General features: G+C 38.5%; 23 protein-coding genes. 6 read left to right on the forward strand and 17 right to left on the reverse strand.

The window, feature by feature from the left end; translation table 11 throughout:
- Positions 1 to 683: 683 nt before the first annotated feature.
- Both HRT50_RS06230 and trmA read left to right on the forward strand, forming a co-directional pair.
- Positions 684 to 1,178, forward strand: coding sequence for an RNA-binding protein (locus tag HRT50_RS06230; RefSeq protein WP_291612439.1), 495 nt, complete (start codon positions 684 to 686; stop codon positions 1,176 to 1,178).
- A gap of 501 nt (positions 1,179 to 1,679) precedes the next feature.
- On the forward strand, positions 1,680 to 2,774 hold the full coding sequence (gene trmA / locus HRT50_RS06235; protein WP_291612441.1) for a tRNA (uridine(54)-C5)-methyltransferase TrmA: 1,095 nt from the start codon (positions 1,680 to 1,682) through the stop codon (positions 2,772 to 2,774).
- Positions 2,775 to 2,776: 2 nt separating this feature from the next.
- Here trmA and fabR read toward each other — a convergent pair whose 3' ends face one another.
- Positions 2,777 to 3,409, reverse strand: a complete 633-nt coding sequence (fabR, locus tag HRT50_RS06240; protein WP_291612443.1) for an HTH-type transcriptional repressor FabR — start codon at positions 3,407 to 3,409, stop codon at positions 2,777 to 2,779.
- A 196-nt stretch (positions 3,410 to 3,605) separates the two neighbouring features.
- On the opposite strand from fabR, the gene HRT50_RS06245 reads away from it, so the two are divergent.
- From HRT50_RS06245 to HRT50_RS06255, 3 genes are all read left to right on the forward strand, one after another.
- Positions 3,606 to 4,724, forward strand: a complete 1,119-nt coding sequence (locus HRT50_RS06245; RefSeq protein ID WP_291612445.1) for a fatty acid desaturase — start codon at positions 3,606 to 3,608, stop codon at positions 4,722 to 4,724.
- A gap of 100 nt (positions 4,725 to 4,824) precedes the next feature.
- Positions 4,825 to 6,252, forward strand: a complete 1,428-nt coding sequence (gene sthA, locus HRT50_RS06250) for a Si-specific NAD(P)(+) transhydrogenase (protein ID WP_291612447.1) — start codon at positions 4,825 to 4,827, stop codon at positions 6,250 to 6,252.
- 98 nt (positions 6,253 to 6,350) lie between these two features.
- Positions 6,351 to 6,851, forward strand: a complete 501-nt coding sequence (locus tag HRT50_RS06255) for a histidine phosphatase family protein (RefSeq protein WP_291612449.1) — start codon at positions 6,351 to 6,353, stop codon at positions 6,849 to 6,851.
- Here HRT50_RS06255 and HRT50_RS06260 read toward each other — a convergent pair.
- The 14 genes from HRT50_RS06260 to HRT50_RS06325 form a co-directional block, all read right to left on the reverse strand.
- On the reverse strand, positions 6,848 to 7,240 hold the full coding sequence (locus tag HRT50_RS06260) for a hypothetical protein (protein WP_291612451.1): 393 nt from the start codon (positions 7,238 to 7,240) through the stop codon (positions 6,848 to 6,850). The two genes, HRT50_RS06255 and HRT50_RS06260, sit on opposite strands and share 4 nt — an antisense overlap.
- A 128-nt stretch (positions 7,241 to 7,368) precedes the next feature.
- Positions 7,369 to 8,610, reverse strand: a complete 1,242-nt coding sequence (locus HRT50_RS06265; RefSeq protein ID WP_291612454.1) for a malic enzyme-like NAD(P)-binding protein — start codon at positions 8,608 to 8,610, stop codon at positions 7,369 to 7,371.
- 507 nt (positions 8,611 to 9,117) lie between these two features.
- Positions 9,118 to 10,413: an adenylosuccinate synthase gene (locus HRT50_RS06270; protein ID WP_291612455.1), complete on the reverse strand. Its 1,296-nt coding sequence runs from the start codon at positions 10,411 to 10,413 to the stop codon at positions 9,118 to 9,120.
- 127 nt (positions 10,414 to 10,540) lie between these two features.
- On the reverse strand, positions 10,541 to 11,140 hold the full coding sequence (locus HRT50_RS06275; RefSeq protein ID WP_291612457.1) for a hypothetical protein: 600 nt from the start codon (positions 11,138 to 11,140) through the stop codon (positions 10,541 to 10,543).
- Positions 11,141 to 11,560: 420 nt separating this feature from the next.
- Positions 11,561 to 12,448, reverse strand: a complete 888-nt coding sequence (hflC, locus tag HRT50_RS06280; RefSeq protein WP_291612459.1) for a protease modulator HflC — start codon at positions 12,446 to 12,448, stop codon at positions 11,561 to 11,563.
- A 3-nt stretch (positions 12,449 to 12,451) separates the two neighbouring features.
- On the reverse strand, positions 12,452 to 13,600 hold the full coding sequence (hflK, locus tag HRT50_RS06285) for an FtsH protease activity modulator HflK (RefSeq protein ID WP_291612461.1): 1,149 nt from the start codon (positions 13,598 to 13,600) through the stop codon (positions 12,452 to 12,454).
- 63 nt (positions 13,601 to 13,663) lie between these two features.
- Entirely contained in the window at positions 13,664 to 14,950 is a 1,287-nt protein-coding gene (hflX, locus tag HRT50_RS06290; protein WP_291612463.1) for a ribosome rescue GTPase HflX, read from the reverse strand.
- Positions 14,951 to 15,004: 54 nt separating this feature from the next.
- Positions 15,005 to 15,256 carry an RNA chaperone Hfq gene (gene hfq, locus HRT50_RS06295; RefSeq protein WP_291612465.1) on the reverse strand — a complete coding sequence of 84 codons (252 nt, stop codon included), beginning with the start codon at positions 15,254 to 15,256 and terminating at the stop codon, positions 15,005 to 15,007.
- Between the two features lie 162 nt (positions 15,257 to 15,418).
- Entirely contained in the window at positions 15,419 to 16,360 is a 942-nt protein-coding gene (gene miaA, locus HRT50_RS06300; protein ID WP_291612527.1) for a tRNA (adenosine(37)-N6)-dimethylallyltransferase MiaA, read from the reverse strand.
- Positions 16,361 to 16,409: 49 nt separating this feature from the next.
- The gene (gene mutL, locus HRT50_RS06305; protein ID WP_291612467.1) at positions 16,410 to 18,383 is read right to left on the reverse strand and encodes a DNA mismatch repair endonuclease MutL; all 1,974 of its coding nucleotides are present in this window, start codon (positions 18,381 to 18,383) and stop codon (positions 16,410 to 16,412) included.
- 5 nt (positions 18,384 to 18,388) lie between these two features.
- A complete protein-coding gene (locus HRT50_RS06310; RefSeq protein WP_291612469.1) occupies positions 18,389 to 19,723 on the reverse strand; it encodes an N-acetylmuramoyl-L-alanine amidase in 1,335 nt (444 codons plus the stop codon).
- 16 nt (positions 19,724 to 19,739) lie between these two features.
- Positions 19,740 to 20,228: a tRNA (adenosine(37)-N6)-threonylcarbamoyltransferase complex ATPase subunit type 1 TsaE gene (gene tsaE / locus HRT50_RS06315; RefSeq protein ID WP_291612484.1), complete on the reverse strand. Its 489-nt coding sequence runs from the start codon at positions 20,226 to 20,228 to the stop codon at positions 19,740 to 19,742.
- A gap of 42 nt (positions 20,229 to 20,270) precedes the next feature.
- Entirely contained in the window at positions 20,271 to 20,516 is a 246-nt protein-coding gene (locus HRT50_RS06320; protein ID WP_291612487.1) for an NAD(P)H-hydrate dehydratase, read from the reverse strand.
- A gap of 41 nt (positions 20,517 to 20,557) precedes the next feature.
- Positions 20,558 to 20,773, reverse strand: a complete 216-nt coding sequence (locus HRT50_RS06325) for an NAD(P)H-hydrate epimerase (protein WP_291612489.1) — start codon at positions 20,771 to 20,773, stop codon at positions 20,558 to 20,560.
- 167 nt (positions 20,774 to 20,940) lie between these two features.
- Here HRT50_RS06325 and queG point away from each other — a divergent pair, with 167 nt between their 5' ends.
- Positions 20,941 to 22,143 carry a tRNA epoxyqueuosine(34) reductase QueG gene (queG, locus tag HRT50_RS06330; protein WP_291612492.1) on the forward strand — a complete coding sequence of 401 codons (1,203 nt, stop codon included), beginning with the start codon at positions 20,941 to 20,943 and terminating at the stop codon, positions 22,141 to 22,143.
- A 66-nt stretch (positions 22,144 to 22,209) separates the two neighbouring features.
- Here the strand turns inward: queG and HRT50_RS06335 are convergent, their stop codons facing one another.
- Positions 22,210 to 22,731: a hypothetical protein gene (locus tag HRT50_RS06335; RefSeq protein WP_291612494.1), complete on the reverse strand. Its 522-nt coding sequence runs from the start codon at positions 22,729 to 22,731 to the stop codon at positions 22,210 to 22,212.
- An 85-nt stretch (positions 22,732 to 22,816) separates the two neighbouring features.
- Positions 22,817 to 23,014 (reverse strand): DUF1289 domain-containing protein, encoded by a 198-nt coding sequence (locus HRT50_RS06340; RefSeq protein ID WP_291612496.1) that lies wholly within the window; start codon positions 23,012 to 23,014, stop codon positions 22,817 to 22,819.
- Positions 23,015 to 23,045 lie beyond the last annotated feature (31 nt).

The following is a 23,045-nucleotide window of genomic DNA, read 5'->3' on the forward strand; positions in this document are numbered from 1 at the left end:
GTCGCTACCTATCTCGCTAGAAATAAGTAACTATATTTATTTGCATGAACATCATTCATTAAGCGTTTTTGTTCTCCCCGAAAGGAAAACTAGGTAAAACAACATTAATGTGAGTGCTCACACAAATTGCATGATAACTAATTGTTAAAGAAAATATCTCGATTGAGATATCGATGAGAGTCGCATTCGCTCTTCACCGGAGCAAGTTAAGTTGAACTTAATTTGCTTGGCTTCGTTGCTGTAGCCCCGAAGCAGGATGCGTATAATACGCTTCCGAGTTTTGAAGTCAACGTTTATTTTAAATAAATTTAAAATCCTACGTTAAGTTAACTAATTTCGCTTAAAAGCAAGTAGATAACTTATCAAAACGCCCAGTTGGTAAAGGTTTTCGCCTGAACCCCTTGGAACTGGAGCGCATTATAGAGAGCTTTAAGTTTTGGTCAATAGCTTTTTAACATAAAATCCTAGTTATTTAATCGTTCGTTTAGTTAAGCGACATAATGATTATTTAAACAACTATTCTAGTAGGTATTCTTAGTGTTTGTGCTTTATTAGAAGATTAATTGCATAAATTTTGCACTTGATAGTTGCACATTATAAAAAGCTGCGTAACATAGAATTGCTATTTGCATATATTCAAGCAGTTAAATTAGTTTATTAAAATAATAATTAGGTATCTTTATATGAAGTCTCCAACTTTACAAACAGTCATCATTGCTGTTGTTTTTGCCATCATCGCATACATCATCACATACATTGTCGCCCCTACCATGCCAGTTAGCTCTACTCTTGTAGCTGGTCTAGTATTTATTAGTGCGTTTCTCGCACCTCTAGTTATTGGTAAGTCCTCAACTAGCTCTGGTTCATCTACAGACAGTAACACTAATGTTTCAGATGAAGATGTTAGAACACTCTATGTTGGTAACTTACCTTATAGAGCAAATGAAACCGCAGTAAGAGAACTTTTTTCCAATCATGGCGCGGTACTTTCTGTACGCTTAATGAAAGATAAGCATACCGGAAAACGTCGCGGTTTTGGTTTTGTTGAGATGGCTGCTGATGATTTAGATACTGCTATTTCAGCTTTAAATGATACAGAGTTTCAACAGCGTACACTTAAAGTAAGAGAAGCAAAAGAACGCCCTGAACGAACAGATGAAAATAATCTAGATGATTAATCTCTGATTGAGTAAAATATAAAAGGCTACTAACGAAGGTTAGTGGCCTTTTTTAATGACTTTTAGTTACCGCATTAACATTAACTGTTCTAACGAATTTCCTTTTTGCTAAAGCTTCAAGCAGCTTACCTCTCATATCAAGCAGCAATTAAAGCCTATAGTCATCCATTGTAATGCTCAACTCTGCTTTACTCGCTATTTTTTGTTAATAGCATCATCCAAGTAAAAACTTGCACTTACTTTAATGAAGACTGCTGAACGGCTTTGGCTTTTTATAGCTACAGGCATCTTAATATTCAAGGGGTTAGTTTAATTAACCATGATACAAACCTTACCTTAGTCTTACAACATAGTTAATTATTGGCAAGATGCACTAAAAATTTAACTTTTTAGTTATACTTTGTTTATTAATTATATGAATTAAAGGCTAGACAAAAGCTAAGTCGATAGTAAAATCCGCGCTGTTATTCTTATCTCTATTTCTTTATACAAGGCACTTTTATGTTTAGTCACATTCATCCCGATAATTACGATGCGCAATTATCTAAAAAACAACAAGATATGGCTGAGTTATTTAGTGACTTTGCGTTACCACCTGCCGATTTATATCCATCTGCCCCCTTAAATTACCGTCAAAGAGCTGAATTTAGGGTTTGGCATGATGGTGATGATCTTTATTATATTATGTTTGATAGTAAAACTAAGGAAAAATTTAGAGTAGACGACTTCCCTGTTGCCAGCGAATTAATTAATAAAGCGATGAAAGCTTTGTTAACTGCTATTAAAGGCCATAAGGAATTACGTTTCAAGCTATTCCAAGTAGATTTTTTATCGACATTAAGTGGCGAGCTATTAATAAGTATGTTGTACCACAAACCTTTGGAAGATAATTGGCAAATTGAAGCCGAAAAGTTAAAAGCTCAATTATCAACTATTGCTCCCGTTGATATTATTGGTAGAGCAAAAAAGCAAAAAATTATTGTTGATAAAGATTATGTGATGGAATCATTACAGGTTGGGGAAAAGACCTTTGTATATCAGCAAGTAGAAAATAGCTTTACCCAGCCCAATGCCGGCGTAAATGAGCAAATGCTGTTATGGGCTCAGCAAGCGACGATAAATTCCAGTGGAGATTTAATTGAGCTGTACTGTGGTAATGGTAACTTTAGTATTGCACTTGCTGAAAACTTTGAGCGAGTACTAGGTACAGAGATATCTAAAACATCGGTTCGTTCTGCCCAAATAAACATTAGTAAAAACAATATTGATAATATCGATATTGTTCGTATGTCGAGTGAAGAGTTTAGCCAGGCAATGAATGGCGAGCGTAAATTCAGACGCTTAGAAGGTTTCGATTTAACAGCATATAACTACGATACTGTGCTAGTTGATCCACCACGTGCTGGATTGGATAAAGATAGCGTTGAATTGGTAAGTCGCTTTAACAAAATTATCTACATATCTTGCAACCCAGAAACATTAAAAGATAACCTAGCTCTGCTAGTTAAAACCCATAAGATTGATAAATTCGCTTTGTTTGATCAATTTCCTTACACCCATCATGTTGAAACAGGTGTAATACTAACAAGGAAGTAGAACTAGCGATTTCTTCTCAATTTTTTACGGCGATCACTGAGCTCAAGTGCGCCGCGTGCAATGAAGCGTAGTTGCTGAATAGTTTGCTGGGCTAGTTGATCGCGCTCTGCTTTGTCTTCAATATCAAGCGCATCTGAGCCAGCACTAAAAACAATGGTTACCGCTGCATTGGCTTGCATATAAGCGACATCTGCGTCTAATTGGTTAGCTTTTTGTAAATAATCGCACAACTCCATAGTAAAATAACGTATCTCTCGAATAACTGCGGCACGAAAAGCTGCAGAAGTCCCAGAACGCTCACGTAGTAAGAGTCTGAAAATATTACCATTACTTTCAATTAACTCCATAAAGGTTTGCACTGATATTTGAATTACAGAGCCACCTTTAGCTATACGTTGTCGTGCTTGACGCATTAACTGTCTAAGCGTTAAACCCGCTTCATCTACCAGAGTTAAACCTAATTCGTCCATATCAGAAAAATGACGATAAAAAGAAGTTGGCGCCAATCCGGCTTCTTTTGCTACCTCGCGTAAACTTAAGCTAGAGAAACTGCGCTCGGCACTGAGTTGTTTTAAAGCCGCATTAATTAGTTGACGACGGGTCTTTTCTTTTTGCTGTGCTCTTACACCACTCATGCTCATTGCTCTTGTAAAAATACCGAATTATTTTCTATAGCTATCATACTGTAATAGCGAATAAATGTCAGTTTTGCCCAATAAGTATAAAGATATTTAATAAACATACTTGACTGGTCGGATGATCTAGCTAAAATAGTTATAACAGCGTACACGTGTACGCTTAAATTTATTTAATACTATTTTAGAGAAAGAAATGAATAAACCCGCTGTCATTTGGCCTAATGTTACACTTTTTTTAGTTACCTTTTTAGTAGCCGCTATAGCTGTGCCTTATCGGGCATTAACTTATGGTTTTGATAACACGGAAATAATCTTTGCATTGCTTTGTTTTATTTATTGTGGCATGTCAATTACAGCAGGTTATCATCGCCTCTGGTCACATAAAACCTATCAAGCGCATTGGAGTTTGCGTTTCATATTTGCACTTGGTGGTGCCTTTGCCTTACAAAATAGTATTCTACATTGGTCCTCAGACCATAGAATACATCACAAGCATGTTGATAAAAATGATGTCGACCCCTATTCAGCTAAAATGGGATTTTGGTATTCTCATATAGGTTGGATGTGTAGGGAGTATCAAGCAAATCGATACCATGATTACAAAAATGTTCGGGATTTACAGAAAGATGCCATCGTTATGTGGCAACACAAACATTATTTACTACTAATGCTATTAATGAACATAGGTATTCCGGTTGCTTTTGGTTTATGGCATGGCAATGTAATTAATAGTTTATTATTGGTAGGATTCTTTCGTCTGGTAATGAGTCACCATACAACTTTCTTCATCAACTCATTGGCACACATTTGGGGAAAACAGACTTATAGTGACAAAAATACCGCTCGAGATAATGGTTTATTAGCTTATCTAACTTTTGGTGAGGGCTATCATAATTATCATCATATTTTTGAAAATGATTACCGTAATGGTATTCGATGGTGGCAATTTGACCCAACAAAATGGTTAATTAAAAGCTGTCAGTGGTTAGGTCTAACTCATCATTTACGTGTTAGCCCTGAAGATAAAATCGAAAAGATGCGTATTGCCATGACACTGAAACATACTAAAGCAAAGCTAATTAGTCACCCACATACTGAGCAAACTCTTATATACCTTCAACAAGAGTATGAATTACTGGTAAATAAGATTAACGAGTATTACATTATTCGTAAAAAAGTCTTGCAAGAAAAACGAGAACACCTACTGGTTGAGGTTGAAAAATCAGACTTGATGGCTCATTACCAAGAATTAAAGCAAAGATTAACGGAGCAACGTCGTAGCTGGCAGACTTTAACGGAAAAACTCGGTTAACATCAATAAAATGGTCTAAAAACTGTATTACCATTTGCCTCAAATCCTGTTAAAATTTTTGCTTCAAATAAAATGAATGAGCAAGGTTTGAGGACTTCTTTTGACTAAATCAAAAACAAGTAAAACTGAAGTAAAAAGTTTTGATTATGACGTAATTATTATAGGTACGGGCCCAGGAGGAGAAGGTGCGGCAATGAATCTTGCTAAGCGCCAAAAGAAAGTTGCCATTATTGAACGTTACCATCAAGTTGGCGGTGGTTGTACTCATTGGGGTACCATTCCATCAAAAGCATTACGCCAATCAGTAAGTCGTTTGATTGAATACAACTCCAACCCATTGTTTAATCAAAACGATCAAGTAAAGCAATTAACCTTCCAAGATATATTAAGTCATGCCTCTTCGGTAATTCGTAAGCAAGTTAATTTACGTAGCGGTTTTTATAACCGTAATCGCGTAGAACATATATTTGGTGAAGCTTCTTTTATTGATGCCCATACTATACGTGTGTTGCATCCTGATGGTTCAGTAGAAAAAATATCCGCTAAACAAATAGTTATTGCTACCGGATCTCGACCTTACCAACCGGATAATATTGACTTTAATCATTCCCGAGTTTATGACTCCGATAGTATATTAAGCCTAAAACATGCTCCTAGACATATCATTATTTATGGTGCAGGTGTTATTGGTAGTGAGTATGCTTCTATATTTAGAGGCTTAGGGGTAAAAGTAGATTTAATCAATACCCGTGAGCGATTACTGTCGTTCTTAGATACAGAAATGTCTGACTCACTCAGTTATCACTTATGGAATAACGGTGTAGTTATACGCCACGGTGAAGAGATTGAACGCGTAGAAGCTACCGATGATGCTGTAGTGGTACATTTGAAGTCAGGTAAAAAAATGCGCGCCGATTGTTTACTGTTTGCTAATGGACGCACAGGTAATACTGCAGATTTAAACCTTACAGCTGCTGGCTTAAAAGCAGATAGTCGCGGTCAGTTGAAAGTAAATGATTGTTATCAAACTGACGTAGATAATATTTATGCCGTAGGTGATGTTATCGGTTACCCAAGCCTAGCCAGTGCTGCTTTTGATCAAGGTCGAATCGCCGCTTTAGCTATGGTTGATAGTACGAGTAAAGCTAAGTTAATTGTTGATATACCCACAGGCATATACACTATTCCTGAAATAAGCTCTGTCGGTAAAACTGAACAGGAGCTCACCGCAGCCAAAATACCTTATGAAGTGGGTCGTGCTCAGTTTAAACACCTTGCTCGTGCACAAATTTCTAATAATCTGGTTGGCTCGTTGAAGATACTTTTTCACCGTGAGACTAAAGAAATCTTAGGCATTCATTGTTTTGGTGAAAATGCTGCTGAGATTATTCATATCGGACAAGCAATTATGCAGCAAAAAAATGGTGGCAACACCATAGAATACTTTGTTGAAACAACTTTCAATTATCCAACTATGGCTGAAGCATTTCGTGTAGCTGCCTTAAATGGGTTAAACCGGTTGTTTTAATGATGGTATAGGCTTTACGGTTCAGAGTGATAGTAAATACTTATCACTCTGAACCGCTCACTTTTATTTAAAGAAAATAATACAATAAAAGCTATATGATGAAAAAATTAACTTTAATGATTGCCAGTGCTTTATTATTGCAACCTTGCCTAGCGAGCGATAATTTTACTCTTTACCTAGTAAGACATGCTGAAAAACAGACTGACAGTAAAAACCCGCCATTAACTCAATGTGGTAAGGCAAGAGCAAAGCAGTTAGCCACTTTACTTAGCAATGCTGAGATAAAATCGGTTTACAGTACAAGCTACCAAAGAACCATGTCGACAGCTGCCCCGCTGGCTAAAAAGCAACACGTTGCAATCAAACATTATAATCCTAAACAGCTGGAGCAATTTGCTCTGCATTTAAAGCTGCAGAAAGAAAATACTCTCATTGTCGGCCATAGTAATACTACTCCACAACTTACTCAGTTATTGAGCGGTAAAAAAGTAGCTGATTTAAGTGATAAGGATTATCAAAACTTGTATCAAGTTCAATTTATTGCAGGTAAAAGCCAGTTAACATTATTTAAACAACCCTTGGCATGCAAGCAGCCTTAATACTTGGCACCTGTGTTTTTGTCCTGCTTATTACCTAACTTAATTAACTCAACATCGTTAATTTTAAAGGGTTCTCCCCATTGTTGAATGGTCATCATATCTTTAATCAGCTGACCTTTCACTTTCAATTGTGTACCTTCCAATTGGTACTCCTTGGCTAGGTTCATTGGTAAAAGTTTTTCACCTTTACTCGACACTAAACCGTAGAAACCACCTTCAAAGTTCAAGTACTTCACGGTAACTTGTTGCCAACTTTGTTTTGCTGATTTATCCATATCGCTCTCCCTTAGCTCAGTCACTTTATTTTCATTGTTTGATACATCATGTGCTTGTGAACAGCCAGCTACTAGTAAGGTCAATGTAACCGCTACGATTAAAGTTTTTTTCATAATAATTATCCAATAAAAAAGGCCAAGGTAATTTTTATACCATGACCTTTATTTGTATTGTTGTCAAAACAATCAAGGACTAACGAAGGTAAAGTGACATTGCCCTCACATTCATTAGCCAATAACTACTAAGCCATGTAGTTCTCAGGCATTTCTAGAGCGGCAACACCAGAGTCTACCGCAGCTTGGGCAACAGCCTTAGCAACGGCAGCACACAAACGAGAATCCATAGGTTTAGGAATAATGTAATCTTTACCAAAGGTCAGGGCTTTCACACCACTCGCTTTAAGTACTTCCTCTGGTACTGGCTCTTTGGCTAGCGCTCTAATGGCATGTACAGCTGCGATTTTCATAGCATCATTGATAGTACTAGCGCGAACATCTAATGCTCCACGGAAAATAAATGGAAAGCACAGAACATTATTTACTTGATTTGGATAATCCGAACGGCCAGTAGCAATAATTAAGTCATCACGCACAGCAAGGGCAAGCTCAGGTTTAATTTCTGGATCTGGGTTAGAACAAGCAAAAATTATAGGATTTTTCGCCATGGATTGTACTTGCTCTTGAGATAGAAGATTTGGACCTGAAACACCGACAAAAACGTCAGCCCCTTCGATAGCATCATCAAGGGTACGTTTATCGGTATTGTTAGCAAATAGTGTTTTATATTCATTTAGATCAGTACGACGAGTGTGTATTACACCCTTAGTATCTAGCATGTAAATTTTTTCACGCTGGGCACCACACTTAATCAATAATTCCATACACGCTATTGCTGCAGCACCGGCACCTAAACAGACGATGTTAGCTTGTTTAATATCTTTACCCTGGATATCTAGCGCATTCATCATGCCTGCAGCTGTTACTATGGCTGTTCCGTGTTGATCATCATGAAACACCGGAATCGCACAACGTTCAATTAGCGCTTTTTCTATGGCGAAACATTCCGGCGCTTTAATATCTTCAAGGTTAATACCACCAAAACTATCCGCAATACTGGCAACAGTATTGACGAACTCTTCAATCGTTTTATGTTTTACTTCGATATCAAAAGAGTCAATATTGGCAAAACGTTTGAAAAGTAACGACTTACCTTCCATAACTGGCTTTGACGCCATAGGTCCTAAATTACCTAAACCTAAAACCGCCGTGCCATTAGTAATAACCGCAACAGTATTGCCTTTAGCTGTGTATTTATAAACATCATCTGGGTTTTTAGCGATCTCACGACAAGGCTCAGCTACACCTGGGCTATAAGCGAGTGACAAGTCATAACTTGTTTCCGCTGATGTTGTCAATGCAACACTAATTTTACCTGGCGTAGGTAGGGAGTGGTAATCTAAAGCTTGCTGACGTAGATCTGTCATGATAATTCCTAATGCGTTATTGATAGTGTTAGTTTTTGTTGTTAGTGCAAGTATAGCTATATTTGTTTTTTCTTATTATTATCGTGATTATTAATACTAGCTTTTACGTACTTATATGGTATTGCAATTAAATAGCTCAATACAAGTCTGTTTTGCTATATGACATTTATGTAAGCTATAACCAATAAGACTCTAGCATACGATAAAATCATATCAATTTGATAAATATCGACTATATCGAATTAACTATTCAAGCAATAATCTAGCTTAGCTAAGCTGGAACAGGCTTAAAGCTATTTAAAAGACATTATCTATCCACATGCCATATATAGCGTACTATGATAACCGAAATGGATTAATCTAGACATCCGATCACTTACTCATACTTGGTAATTTAATCAAAAAATTTCCCAAAAAAAGTCAAAAAAAAGCCCAGCACTTAGCTAGACTTTTTATTAAGTAATTACCCTACCTTCTCTTTATTAGAGAAAAATAGCTAAAGTTATCCTAAACGAAAGGGTTCACTTTAATAATCGTTTCAACACGATCTGGACCGGTAGAGATAATATCTACTGGTATACCGGTAATTTCTTCAATACGCTTGATGTAAGCAATAGCATTTTCAGGTAAGGCATCAACTGATGTTGCGCCTACTGTGATTTCAGTCCAGCCTGGCATCTCTTCGTATACTGGCGTAACCTTTTCATAACCTTCAGCTGCCGTAGGTGGCACAGTGATAATATCACCTGCTTCAGTTTTATAACCAATACAGATTTTTAATGTTTTTAAACCATCAAGTACGTCAAGCTTAGTTAAACAAAAACCTGTGATACTATTTACTTGAATTGCACGATGCATAGCAACGGCATCAAACCAACCACAACGACGCTCACGGCCTGTAGTAGCACCAAATTCATGGCCAACGGTACCTAAATGTTCACCGATATCATCATGTAGCTCTGTCGGGAAAGGACCTGAACCAACACGCGTAGTGTAAGCTTTGGTAATACCTAAGATGTAATCTAAATGACGAGGTCCAACACCACAACCTGTAGCAACACCACCGGCAGTAGTATTTGAAGAGGTTACATAAGGATAAGTACCATGATCGATATCAAGTAAAGTACCTTGAGCACCTTCAAACATGATTGACTCACCCGCTTTGCGCGCTTGATCTAATATTTCTGAAATATCAGCCGTCATCTTTTTAATGGTATCTGCAACAGCTAACGCATCAGCTAGTACTTCTTCATAGTTCACTGGCTCAACTTTATAGTAGTTAACCAATGAGAAGTTATGATATTCAACAATCTCTTTTAGTTTAACCGCAAATGTCTCTGCACAGAATAAATCACCAACACGTAAACCGCGTCGTGCAACTTTATCTTCATATGCTGGACCAATACCACGACCTGTAGTACCAATGGCTTTACTACCGCGTGCAATTTCACGTGCAGCATCTAAAGCGTTATGGTAAGGAAGGATTAGTGGACATGCGTCACTAATCAATAAACGCTCACGTACTGGAACGCCCTTGGCTTCTAACATGGTAATTTCTGTCATTAAAGCTTTAGGACATAAAACTACACCATTACCAATTAGACATTTTACGTTATCACGTAATATGCCCGATGGAATAAGATGTAACACGGTCTTTTCACCGTTAATCACTAAAGTATGGCCAGCATTGTGACCGCCTTGATAACGAACTACATATTTAGCTTTATCAGTTAGTAAGTCTACGATCTTACCTTTACCTTCGTCACCCCATTGGGTGCCGAGAACAACTACATTTTTGCCCATGTTTTACTATTTCGTAAGTAAATTAGGCGGGGATTTTACCAAAGATCTATTTGTAGTCCAAGAGAAAAAAGCAGCTTTTTAGGCTGCTTTTAAAATAACCTATTAAGTTAACAAGTTAGCTCAATAATTATTCATAGCCCCAGGGCGTAATTGGCGTACTAATTGGCTTAGTTAAGTCAAAATCTACTCTAAATTCTCTACCTTGACGGATCAACCGGTAAGTAAATTTTTCTGGATAGATATACATTTGCCAGGTATTACCAACAGATTGTGGTATGCCATTAGAGACAAAAAGTTCTTTAGAGTATTGATCTGCAGGGAAAGATTGTACTTCGGCCCAACCAGCGTCATTAGTATGACCACCATACATAGTTGAATTGTCGTTGCTGCCATCTTTTTGTCTATGATCATGCTTTAGCGACAAACCTGAGCCAGTTTTAGTAATGATCCAAGTACGTGAAGCATCGTCACCAACATGGAAAGGGACTTGTAATTGACTATCAGTACACTTGCGCACATGCATAACTAATTTTTTATTAGCAAAACTACCACCATCTGAATTATCAACAGTAACTTTACCCTCATAGGATTTACCACAGAGTTTACTGATATTATTAAAAAAGTCATCTTGGGTCTTAATGGAAACTAAAGGAGCTTCTGCCGCCATTAACGTTGTTGTCATTGGTAACGATACGATTGCCGCGATAAGATATTTTCTTATTGTCATTTTTTTACCTTTATTGAATGGGTACTCTACAGTCGCGCTTACTACTGCTATTTATCTATTATTTAGAGTTAATCTCCTTGAATATAACAGAAGTTAAACGGGTTATTTGTTTCATAGTGTTCATTTGCATTAAGTAACCTGAACTCGGCTTAACAAATGTTTCTCTAGCCGCTATTTTTACTTACTTCTGCGTTAAATTCACTTGCAATAGGCCAGCTATTGACGCGTAAATTAGCCTTGAATTAAGAAAAACTATCAAGCTAGAGGTAGCACTAAGTTATTTGGCTCATAGTTTCAATGAGTTAAATATATCTTAAACCGGGATCAGGTTAAGTACAGCTGATTCTGCATCAAGATATTTTGTATTAGGTACAAAAAAGCCAGCAGATATGCTGGCTTTTTATAACACTAGAGTACTAACTAGTTTTTAACTGCACTACCGCCTTTTAAATAACGGAAGAATTCGCTATCAGGTTGGACCACCATGATATCATTTTTACTGCTAAAGCTCTTTTCATACGCTTCAAGACTACGATAGAAGCTATAGAACTCGGCATCTTTGGTATAAGCATCGGCATAAACTTTCGCTGCAATAGCATCACCTTCACCACGTACGGTAAAAGAGTTCTTTTGTGCTTCAGCTAACATGATTGTTACTTTAGCATCAATAGTCGCACGGAGAATTTCTGCTTGCTCTTGACCTTGTGACCTATGCTCTTTAGCAACAGCCGTTCGCTCAGCACGCATACGCTCATAAATTGAATTACTTATCTCAGTAGGTAAGTTAATCGCTTTAATACGTACGTCTACTACTTCAATGCCTAAATCTTCCCGACTACTGGAAGCACTTTCTAAGGCTTTACTCATGATCGCAGAACGATCACCAGAAACGATTTCTTTAATGGTACGATTACCGAATTCGGTACGTAAACCGTTATTAACTTTCTGCTTAAGTAGTGCACGAGCATTATCTACAGAGCCGCCAGTACGGAGGTAATAAGTAGAAAAATCAACGATGCGCCATTTAACAAATGAGTCGACCATTAAATCTTTTTTCTCTGATGTTACAAAACGATCTGCTGGTTCATCTAACGTTTGAATACGCGCATCTAATTTACGTACTGTCTCGATAAATGGAATCTTGAAATGTAAACCCGGCTCAAACACCATCATTTCATCAGTAGCACTATCACGTTTAATCTTTGAGAATTGGAATACGATGCCACGTTGGCCTTCGTAAATCACAAAAACTGACGATACCGCAAGAATGAAAAGTAGCGATATTATCGCAATGATAAAATTTTTCATTGTTTAGTTTCTCCCGTTGCTGAATCTATCAGAGCGGTCTGACGATGACGAAGGTGATGTGTTTAGATTAGGTTCAGTTAATGGAGCATAAGAATTTTTATTACTGCGTTTACTGGTATTTTGCTGTTGAATAATTTTATCTAAAGGTAAGTACATCATATTATTACTCCCTTCAACATCAATCATAACCTTACTAGTATTGCCATATACTTTTTCCATGGTGGCAATATATAAACGTTCACGTGTTACTTTCGGAGCAGCCTGATATTCGGGTAAGATTTTTTCGAAACGAGCTACCTCACCTTGTGCATCTAAGACTATTTGAGCTTTATAGGCAATGGCTTCTTGCTCCATACGCTTAACTCGACCACGTGCACGAGGCTCTATACCACGAGCATAAGCTTCGGCTTCACGTAGGAAACGAACCTCATCTTCTTGTGCAGAAATTGCATCATCAAAAGCATCTTTCACTTCATTTGGTGGACGAGCGTCTTTAAAGTTAACATCAACAATAATTAAGCCTAGGTTATAAGGGGCAATTATTTTTTCTAACTCTTGCCATACCGATTGACGAATATCTTCACGTCCACGAGTTAGAATGTCATCCATATCGGCATGGCCAACAACATAACGAAGCGCACTATCAAGTGATTGATTCAAGCTATCATCAGCATTAGTTACACTGAAAATATAGTTGCGGGGATCAACAACACGATACTGGATTTGCATCTCTACACGTACTACGTTTTCATCTTTAGTTAGCATAAAGCCAGATGAAGGCATATCACGGGTACTTTGTATATCTACCGGAATAATGCGGTCAATAAAGGTCCACTTCCAGTTAATACCAGGTTCAACTGTACCTGAGTACTCACCAAATCTTAGTACAATACCTTGCTCAGCTTCCTTAATGGTGTAAAAACCACTAAAGGCATAAACAATTGAAGCGACGATCAAAGCAATACTTAACCCAATGCTAGAAAAGCTTTTGCCTGAGCCAGAACCACCTTTAGTGGTTTTACCACCAAAAATCCCGGTAACTTTTTTACCAAGATCATTAAGAAGTTCATCTAAATCAGGTGGACCTTGATTCTTGCCACCTTTATTTTTCCAGGGGTCTTTATCATTATTCCCCGGTTCGTTCCAAGCCATATTGTTCTCCACTAAAATCGGCAAAAAATAGAATTATCGCCGCTATAATTAAAATTATTTAACTTAATGTTCGATATAATCGACTAATTCACTGTACTTAGTCGCAATTAATCTGTCCCATTCCCGCGATGGCATATTCACTTCAAGGTGACAATAACCTTGCTCATCAAAAGCCTCACTGGTAATGCAATTTAACTTGTACAATTCACCACGTAATTTTCCTGCACTTGGCGGGATATTCAATTGGTGATTCACAACTTGTATGTCCAATCGTTCAGCAAGTGCTGTAAATAACAGCTCAACACCAATATTCGCTTGTGCCGAAAGCCAAACACGAATTGGAACACCTTGATCGTCTCTATCTATACGCGGTTCAATATCATCTAAGTTATCAATTTTATTACAGATAACCAACTGAGGCACGTCGTGAGCTTCTATCTCTTTAAGTACATATTCTACTTGTTCGATATTTTCGCTACGCCTGTCATCTGAAATATCAACCACATGCAATAACAACTCAGCTTCACGAGTTTCGGTCAACGTTGCTTTAAATGCCGCGACTAAATCATGAGGCAAATGACGAATAAAGCCTACCGTATCAGCTAATATAACCCGACCGACGCCTGGTAACTCCATTTTTCTTAATGTCGGATCTAAAGTCGCAAATAGTTGATCAGCCGTATAAACTTCTGACTGAGTTAGGGTATTAAATAAAGTTGATTTACCAGCATTGGTATAGCCCACTAGCGATAAAGTCGGTAATTCGGCTCTAGTTCTAGCTCTACGCCCTTGCTGTCTTTGTACTTCAACTTTCCCTAAACGCTTACGAATGTTAACCATGCGTTCACGCAATAACCGTCTATCTGTTTCTAGTTGTGTTTCACCTGGCCCTCGAAGGCCGATACCACCTTTTTGTCGTTCTAAATGCGTCCACCCACGAATCAAGCGACTACTCATATGACGTAGCTGTGCTAATTCGACTTGTAATTTACCTTCATGAGTTCGAGCTCGTTGGGCAAAAATATCTAGAATTAAAGTAGTGCGATCAACAACTCGGCATTCACATAATGCCTCAATATTTTTTTCTTGAGACGGTGTTAAGCTATGATTAAACAGAATAACATTAGCGCCAACTAAATGAACTGCGTCTCGTATTTCTTCAGCTTTACCTGAGCCAACAAAAAAACGAGCGTGTGGAGTATTTCGCTTACCTGTTACCACGGTTAACGCTTGTACACCTGCTGAAGACACTAACATTTTAAATTCGTTTAGGTCTTCTCTACAGCTTTCATCTGGAAAGTCTAAATGAACAAGTACGGCTTGCTCACCCGCTTGATAACGTTCAAACAATAGCGTTAAATCCTAGTGCCATGATTGAATGTACTCAAAGAAAGATAAAAAGCTTTAAGCATCTGAAGGTTGATCATCCGTGCTAGGTGCTGGTGCTGTAATAACAGCGCGTGAAGGTACAACGGTAGATATAGCGTGCTTATATACCATCTGGCTAACAGTGTTTTTAAGGAGAATAACAAACTGATCGAACGATTCTACTTGTCCTTGTAACTTAATACCGTTAACTAAATATATTGCAACTGGAATGCGATCGCGACGTAAAGCATTTAAGAATGGGTCTTGTAAAGACTGCCCTTTTGCCATTATATGGTCCCTTTTATTATTATTAAAACGTTACTGGTAAAACTTGAAGAACAGTAACAAAGTTTCTGAAAAATTTACTATGAAAACAACACAACACAACGTCGTATTAAATAGCTAACAAATTAATTATACATCAATTTTCAACTAATGCTTTATATTTGCTTATGCTTTTTTCTTGCTGTCAAGCAGTGATAAAACTTGTGCTAAGTTAGTGTTATCATCCGTTGTTAACCAGTGTAAATCGGGCCAATTGCGTAACCAAGTTAATTGCCTTTTAGCCAATTGCCTAGTTGCACAAACACCACGAAAAATCATTTCATCATGATCAAATTCACCATCAAGGTATTGCCACATCTGCCTGTAGCCTACGCAGCGAATAGCAGGTAAATCTTGATGTAAATCACCTCGTGATTTTAACTTAATCACTTCTTGTTCAAAGCCCATGGCAATCATTTGTTGATAACGTAAGGCAATTCGCTCATGTAGCGTACTTCGCTCTTGAGGCGTTATCGCTAATTGTAGAACATTGCCGCCGAGCTTAGCACCTTTTATTTGAGTCAATTGTGTCAAAGTGTTACTTGTTAGCCTATACACTTCAAGGGCTCTGGTTAAGCGTTGTGGATCGTTTGGATGAATTCGTAAGGCAGAAACGGGGTCTATTTCCGCTAGCTGATCATGCATTGCTTGCCAGCCTTTTGCCAAAGCTTCACGCTCAATCGCTTGGCGTATTTCGGTATTTGCTGTCGGTAACGGCGAAATTCCTTCAATTAAGCTTTTGAAATACATCATAGTACCGCCGACCAATAATGGAATACGGTTATTACTTCTAATCTCAGCAATTTCAGCTAAGGCATCTCGACAAAAATCGGCTGCTGAGTAGCTCTCGCTAGCATCCCGTAAATCAATAAGTCGATGAGGATACTGAGCCAATTCTACTTTGGTTGGCTTAGCTGTACCTATATTCATATCTCGATAAATGAGCGCGGAGTCGACGCTGACTATATCGCAAGGCAACGCTTCTTGTAGTGCCATGGCCAAGGCGGTTTTACCCGATGCTGTTGGTCCCATTAAACAAATAACAGGTGGCTGATTTGACTCTGTGATACTTTCAACTGACACGAATACTGAACTCTATCTAAATTAACTAAAGGAATTAAAGCAACTGCTTAATATGAGATGTAAGGTCAAGGGCAATAGAATTCAAGAGCAATTGTTCACTAAGTTGTCCATTAAACAGTTTTCTTGACAGTTTTAATAAAATTTCTGCCTGTATTGCATCGTATTGCGTTAAAACCATTGCAAAGCCAATACTATGATAAAAACTATCTTCACTAAGTTGTTTACCGTCATTAGTATTATGCTGTTGAATAAGATCATCAATAATGACGATAAAGGCACGACTTACATCTTGCTCACGCAATAGCGCCGGGAATTGCCTTATTTGTATTTTATTTCTTCCCTGCTCAACAAATATCACACCCGCTTTAGTCAGTTGTTCTTGTTCCGCTAAGGCCAGCTTTAATTGCTGGTCAGAAAGACTTACCATCACGGGTAATAATAAAGGTTGACTGACTAAGCCGGCAATAGTGCTATCTGCTTGCTCTCTTGTTGTCTGCCAACTTTGCTCAACAAGTTTACTGTAAGTATTTGTTGCTAATTTAAACAGCGATAGAACTCTTACTTTATTATCGACTTCATAAAGTGCATACCCAGGTTGCTGTAAGCTTAGCAAGATGCTCTGATTTGATGAGTATTGCTGATTGCCTAACTCATGTTCGAGTTCAAACTCTTTATCCGATGCTATTGAAAGCGGCACTTCACTTACAACGTCAGTATAAGGCGTCATTAATGCTTGATAGTTAGTCGCTGCCGCTGGAGAAACTCTATTACTCGTTGCTTGCCTGTCATTACCAATATAACCATAAGCCGATTGACGATGACTAGCATCATTTGCTGGCTGTAACGGTGTGACATAATCTGCCCGTGGGTAATTTACTGATGAGTCATTCGCGCTCGGCGACTGGCCAACTTGAGCTTCATTGATACCGATTCCATCTACAGAAGCATAGGACTGCTCTGGTGCTAGCGTAATATCACTATCAGGTGTAGTAAATAACTCCTCACCGGATAACGCTGACGTCAACGCTTTATGACAAACAGAATAGATAAAATCATGTACATAGCGGCTTTGATGAAAGCGTACTTCATGTTTTGCTGGATGAACATTAACATCCACTTCTTTGTGATCAAGCTGCAAAAATAAGACAAAGGCTGGATAAGTATCTGGCGGCAATAAATCTGCATACGCTTGGCGTATGGCATGATTAATTAACTTATCACGCATCATCCGACCATTAACATAGCTATAGCAAAGATCATTTTGACTGCGTGAGAAACTTGGTTTTGCTAACCAGCCAGATAGCTTCATATTGTCGTGGGGACAATCGACTTCAACAGCATGTTCAATAAACTTTGGTCCACAGACACTAGCTACACGTTTCGTCTGTTGTGCATGCGTACTCGCCATACGGTATTGACGAACAGTTTTACCGTTATGCGTTAACATAAAGCTGACTTGAAAGTGGGCCAGTGCAATGCGACGTACTACTTCATCAATATGATTAAATTCTGTTTTTTCTGTACGTAAGAACTTCCGCCTAGCGGGCGTATTAAAGAACAGATCGAGTACTTCAATGCTGGTACCGTCGGGGTGAGCCGCAGGTTTAATATGCACCGACATATCTCGCCCTTCTGCGACGGCTTGCCATGCAGTAGCTTGAGTGTTCGGTTTGGAGGTTAAGGTTAACCGGGAAACTGAGCTGATACTGGCTAATGCTTCACCACGAAACCCTAAGCTATCAATAGCTTCGAGATCATTTAAATCTTTGATCTTACTGGTTGCATGACGACTTAACGCCAAGGTTAATTCGTCTTTAACTATGCCATGACCATTGTCAGTGATTTTTATCTTTTTGATGCCACCTTTATCAACATCAATGTGAATCGATGTAGCACCAGCATCTAAACTATTTTCAATCAGTTCTTTAATAACAGATGCAGGGCGCTCGACCACTTCGCCAGCAGCAATTTGGTTAGCCAAACGTGCCGGTAATATCGCAATAGTCATAGGGGTTATCCAGTACGGGGAATTTTTAAGGTTTGCCCAATACGTAAAGAATTAGACTTTAAGTTATTGACAGATTTTAATTTACTCATAGAGATATTGTAACGTTTAGCTAGTACCGATAATGATTCACCACTGCGTACTTTATGCTTTTTATAACCAACAGAAGCAAAGTATGAGCCGGTTAGAGGATAAGCAAGAAAGTGTGCTTTAATACCCGTATGAATTGCATTAGCTAACCGCTGCTGATGTTTAGGCCAAGTTAAATTTTTCTCTTCTCTATGATTAGAAATAAAACCTGTTTCGACCAGAATAGAGGGGATATCTGATGACTTTAACACAGCAAAATTACCATTTTGTGGCGTCTTTTTATGCATTTTAGTGATTTTTTTCATTTCTTTGATCACTTTATTAGCAACACCAAAACTTACGCCAAGGGAGTGCTCTTTACTCATATCCGCTAAGGCCAGCGCTAAGTGGCTATCTGAAGTATTCTTGATTACCCCGCCGCCGCCGCCAAGCAATTCTGATTTTTTTTCTCTATTTGCTAACCACTTGGCCATCTCTGATTCGGCCCTACGTTTAGTCACAACCCAGACCGAGGCACCACTAGGTCCAGGGGTACGGAATGCATCTGCATGAATGGAGACTAAGAAATCAACATTTTTTTCTCGAGCTAAACTGGTGCGACGATTTAAATTAACATAATAATCACCGGTACGGATCATTACCGCCTTCATACCTTTTTCTTTATTAATTAGCTTCTGCAATTTTTTAGCTATCGCTAAGGTTACATTTTTTTCATAGGTGCCTTTACTGCCAATTGAGCCAGGATCTTCACCACCATGACCAGCAACAACACCAATTATAATATCGCCTATATTTTTCCTGTCTTTAGCAGTGCTTTTCACTGTTGTTTTTTTATCATATAAATCAATAACTAAACGGTGACCATATTGGCCTGCTGGTGATAGCGGAAAAACAGTAAGTTGATAGGATTGGCTCAGCTCTAACACTAAGCGGGTTTTGCCTTTATTGATACTAGATCGAAAAAGCTTTACCCGAGGATCGTTGGCAGCAAGGTTTTTTAGCGGCACAGTATTTTTAGTGTTGGTAAAATCGATGACCAAGCGGTTTGGATTACTTAAGGTAAAGTACTTGTAATCAGGTTTTTTCTTAACATCAAAAACTATACGAGTATTTTCTGGCGCCGGCCAGACACGAATGCCATCAATGCTATTAGCAGCAAAGCCACTTACCGAAAATAACATCGATAAGGCAAAAGCACATAATAAACTAAATGCGCGTAACTTTACTAGCGCTAGAAGAACCCTGTAATACATCCAACTCCCCCAATTTTTATAACTTTATTATTTGTGCAAGTGCTGTCATCACTTGTTCGCCATGTATAGATTCAGCTTGCAGCTTGATGACTCTTTGTTCATCTTGATAAGCCATATTAATGATTAAATCTGCTTTAGCCAAGAGGCCGGTGCCTTTTTCTGGCCATTCAATAAAGCAGCAACAGTCATTATTAAAATAATCCCGTATGCCCATATATTCTAATTCTTCGGCATCAGCAAGGCGATACAAATCAAAGTGAAATACTCGCCAGTTTTCTAATTCATAAGGTTCAACTAGGGTATAAGTTGGGCTTTTTACATTACCTTGATGTCCCATACCTCGAACAAAACCGCGTGTAAGCGTGGTTTTACCCGCGCCTAAATCACCGTTAAGATAAACCACTAATAGTTGCTGATCGGCGGTACTTTTAAGTACTTTTGCCAGCCCTGTTCCAATGGCAATGGTGGCGGCTTCATCAGCTAAAAAATATTCTAATTGTTTCATTTTGCTTTTCTATGTTTAATAAGGTCATTGCTGTGACTACTATTATGACGGATTAGTCATTTTACCATTGAGCAATTGCTGCAAGGGTACAAATAAGTCACTGGCTAACAAACCCCGTTGACCATTGTTATTGGCTATAATATCAGCTGACGCGCCATGAATATAGGCTGCCAAGCATGTTGCGTAAAAAACATCATCACTTTGCATCACTAACGCACCAATAATGCCACTTAATACGTCTCCCATACCGCCCGATGCCAAGCCGAGAGCATAATTAGCATCACTCAAACGCTCGGCTACAAAAAAACACCGGCAGAGCTCATGTTTTGCTATGCCAACAGTCCATCAGCTTTTAACGGGCTAAAAGCAAAGGTAAGTAAAACACTTACCTTTATCTTTGTTTGCTCGGCTAGTGTGACAATTATAAAACCATCGCCACCATTATTGCCTTTACCACACAGCACTAATATGTGCTTGGTATTAGGCCAGCTTTTCAATAGCTGGGTAAAAACGGCTGCACCGGCACTTTGCATAAGATCATACATTGCTATGTGTTAACTTTGCGCAATCTTAGCTTCATTTTTCAATACCTGGTTAGCACATACATTGACGTCACTGGCGGCTTTTGTGATAAACTTAGCGATAATTTCAAGGTTAAAATTTTAACCACAATCAATGGTTCAGCAAATGGACTAAAGCTAACTGTAATTGTATGACAATGTCTCTTATTAACTATCAAGAATTGGCCGAAAAAATCAAGGGTTGGGGTAAAGAACTCGGTTTTTCTGATTTAGGCATCAGTGATATTGACCTAACGGCTCATGAAAGTGTACTCGAAGCTTGGTTAGCTAATAACTACCACGGCAATATGGATTACATGGCACGCCATGGTTTGATGCGTGCGCGACCAGCAGAATTAGTGCCCGGTACCATAAGAGTCATTAGTGTACGTTTAGATTACCTGCCACAAAATGCTCAATTTGCCCGCATACTAAAAGATAAAGACAAAGCTTATATTAGCCGTTATGCCCTTGGTCGTGATTATCATAAATTAATGCGCAAACGCTTACAGCAATTAGGCAAGAAAATTTCCGAGCACTGCAGCGATTTTAATTGCCGCCCCTTCGTTGATTCTGCCCCCGTAATGGAGAGGCCATTAGCAGAGAAAGCTGGCTTAGGTTGGGCGGGTAAACATACCTTATTAATCAATAAAGAAGCCGGTTCTTGGTTTTTTCTGGGTGAATTATTTGTTGATATACCGCTACCGGTAAGCAGCAATGAATATAGTGTCAATGCGAGTAAAGCCATTGAAACACAAAGCAAGATTAATGATTGCGGTAGCTGCGTCGCCTGTATCAAAATCTGCCCAACTAAGGCGATAGTAGCACCCTATACAGTTGATGCTAGGCGCTGCATTTCTTATTTCACCATTGAATCACCCGAAGCCATTCCTGAAGAATTACGGCCATTAATGGGTAATCGAATTTATGGTTGTGATGATTGCCAATTAATTTGCCCATGGAACAAATACGCTAAGCTCAGTCTTGAGGATGACTTTCAAGCGAGAAACAATCTCGATGACATCAGTTTATTGGAGTTATTCGCTTGGTCAGAAGAATACTTTCTTAACACATTACAAGGCTCTCCCATCAGGCGTATAGGCTTTGAAAGTTGGCTACGTAATATTGCTGTGGCATTAGGCAATGCCCCTTATAGCGACAACATTGTTAGCGCATTAACTAAAAAACAATCTGCGGTAAGTGAGTTGGTTGCAGAACATATTAGCTGGGCACTTACTCAGCAAAACAATAAAAAAATGTTGACCGCGAAAGTGGCTGCCGAGCAAGGGAAAAATCATAGATTAACACTGCGCTTAATCCGTTCAGTCGAGAAAGGCCTGAGTAGAGATGCTTAGGCTTTTTAGCGTCCAACACTCCCATTAATTAACACTAGCTAGCGTCTTTATCCATATTAGCCAAGGTTAACTAGCTTTGCTTTGATTTAACATATCGATATCTGCTCTTGCTTCATCTAATTCATGTTGCACACTTAATAACTTTTTAATGGCATCATTTTTATCAGTGACTGCTTTTTTCTCACGTGCTCTAGTCTCAGCCAGTTGTTGTTGCGTTTTTGTTAGGGTAGCCATCAAATTCGCAATATCAGTATTTTTCGCAAACTTTTGATCATCTCTAACATTGACGAAATCATCATCAGCGGAATTTAACAACTCCTTAGATTTAAAGCTTAAATAATTCGCACCAAGACGAACAATAAAGATTAAACCAGTAAGTAACAACACGACAATATATTGATTGTCTTCAATAGCGGATAACGCGGCTGACACTTTAGTAAAAAAATCACCCTGAGTATTGATGAAATGGCTAAATAATTGATTGTGCCAGGCAAGCCAAGTAGCTATATAGATAACGATAAAACTAGGGCCAGGATGCTGGTTCTCACTAAAGGAGAGCATTGACTTGAGGGTTTTCTTATTAATCACAAAAAGTCCTTTTAAAAATTCAATTATTTACTTAACTTGCTTGGGCACTTGGGCAGAAGCATGATAACTTACGTAACAAGTATTGCTAAGAGTTATCCTCACTGTTTTCTCGCCTTTGTTGGCACAACGTAACAATCTGCTGCTTATCTTGCTCAGAATAACTACGCCACGCTACTATTTCATCGATGTGCCTAAAACATCCCAAACAGATATCATCGCCATCTAAGCAGCAATTTCTAACACATGGGCTGTTAATTAAGCTTATTTTCTTATCACTATTCAAGATACTCCCTATAAATTTATGTGAAGAACAT

The sequence above is a fragment of the Colwellia sp. genome, assembly GCF_013215345.1.
Lineage (GTDB): Bacteria > Pseudomonadota > Gammaproteobacteria > Enterobacterales > Alteromonadaceae > Colwellia.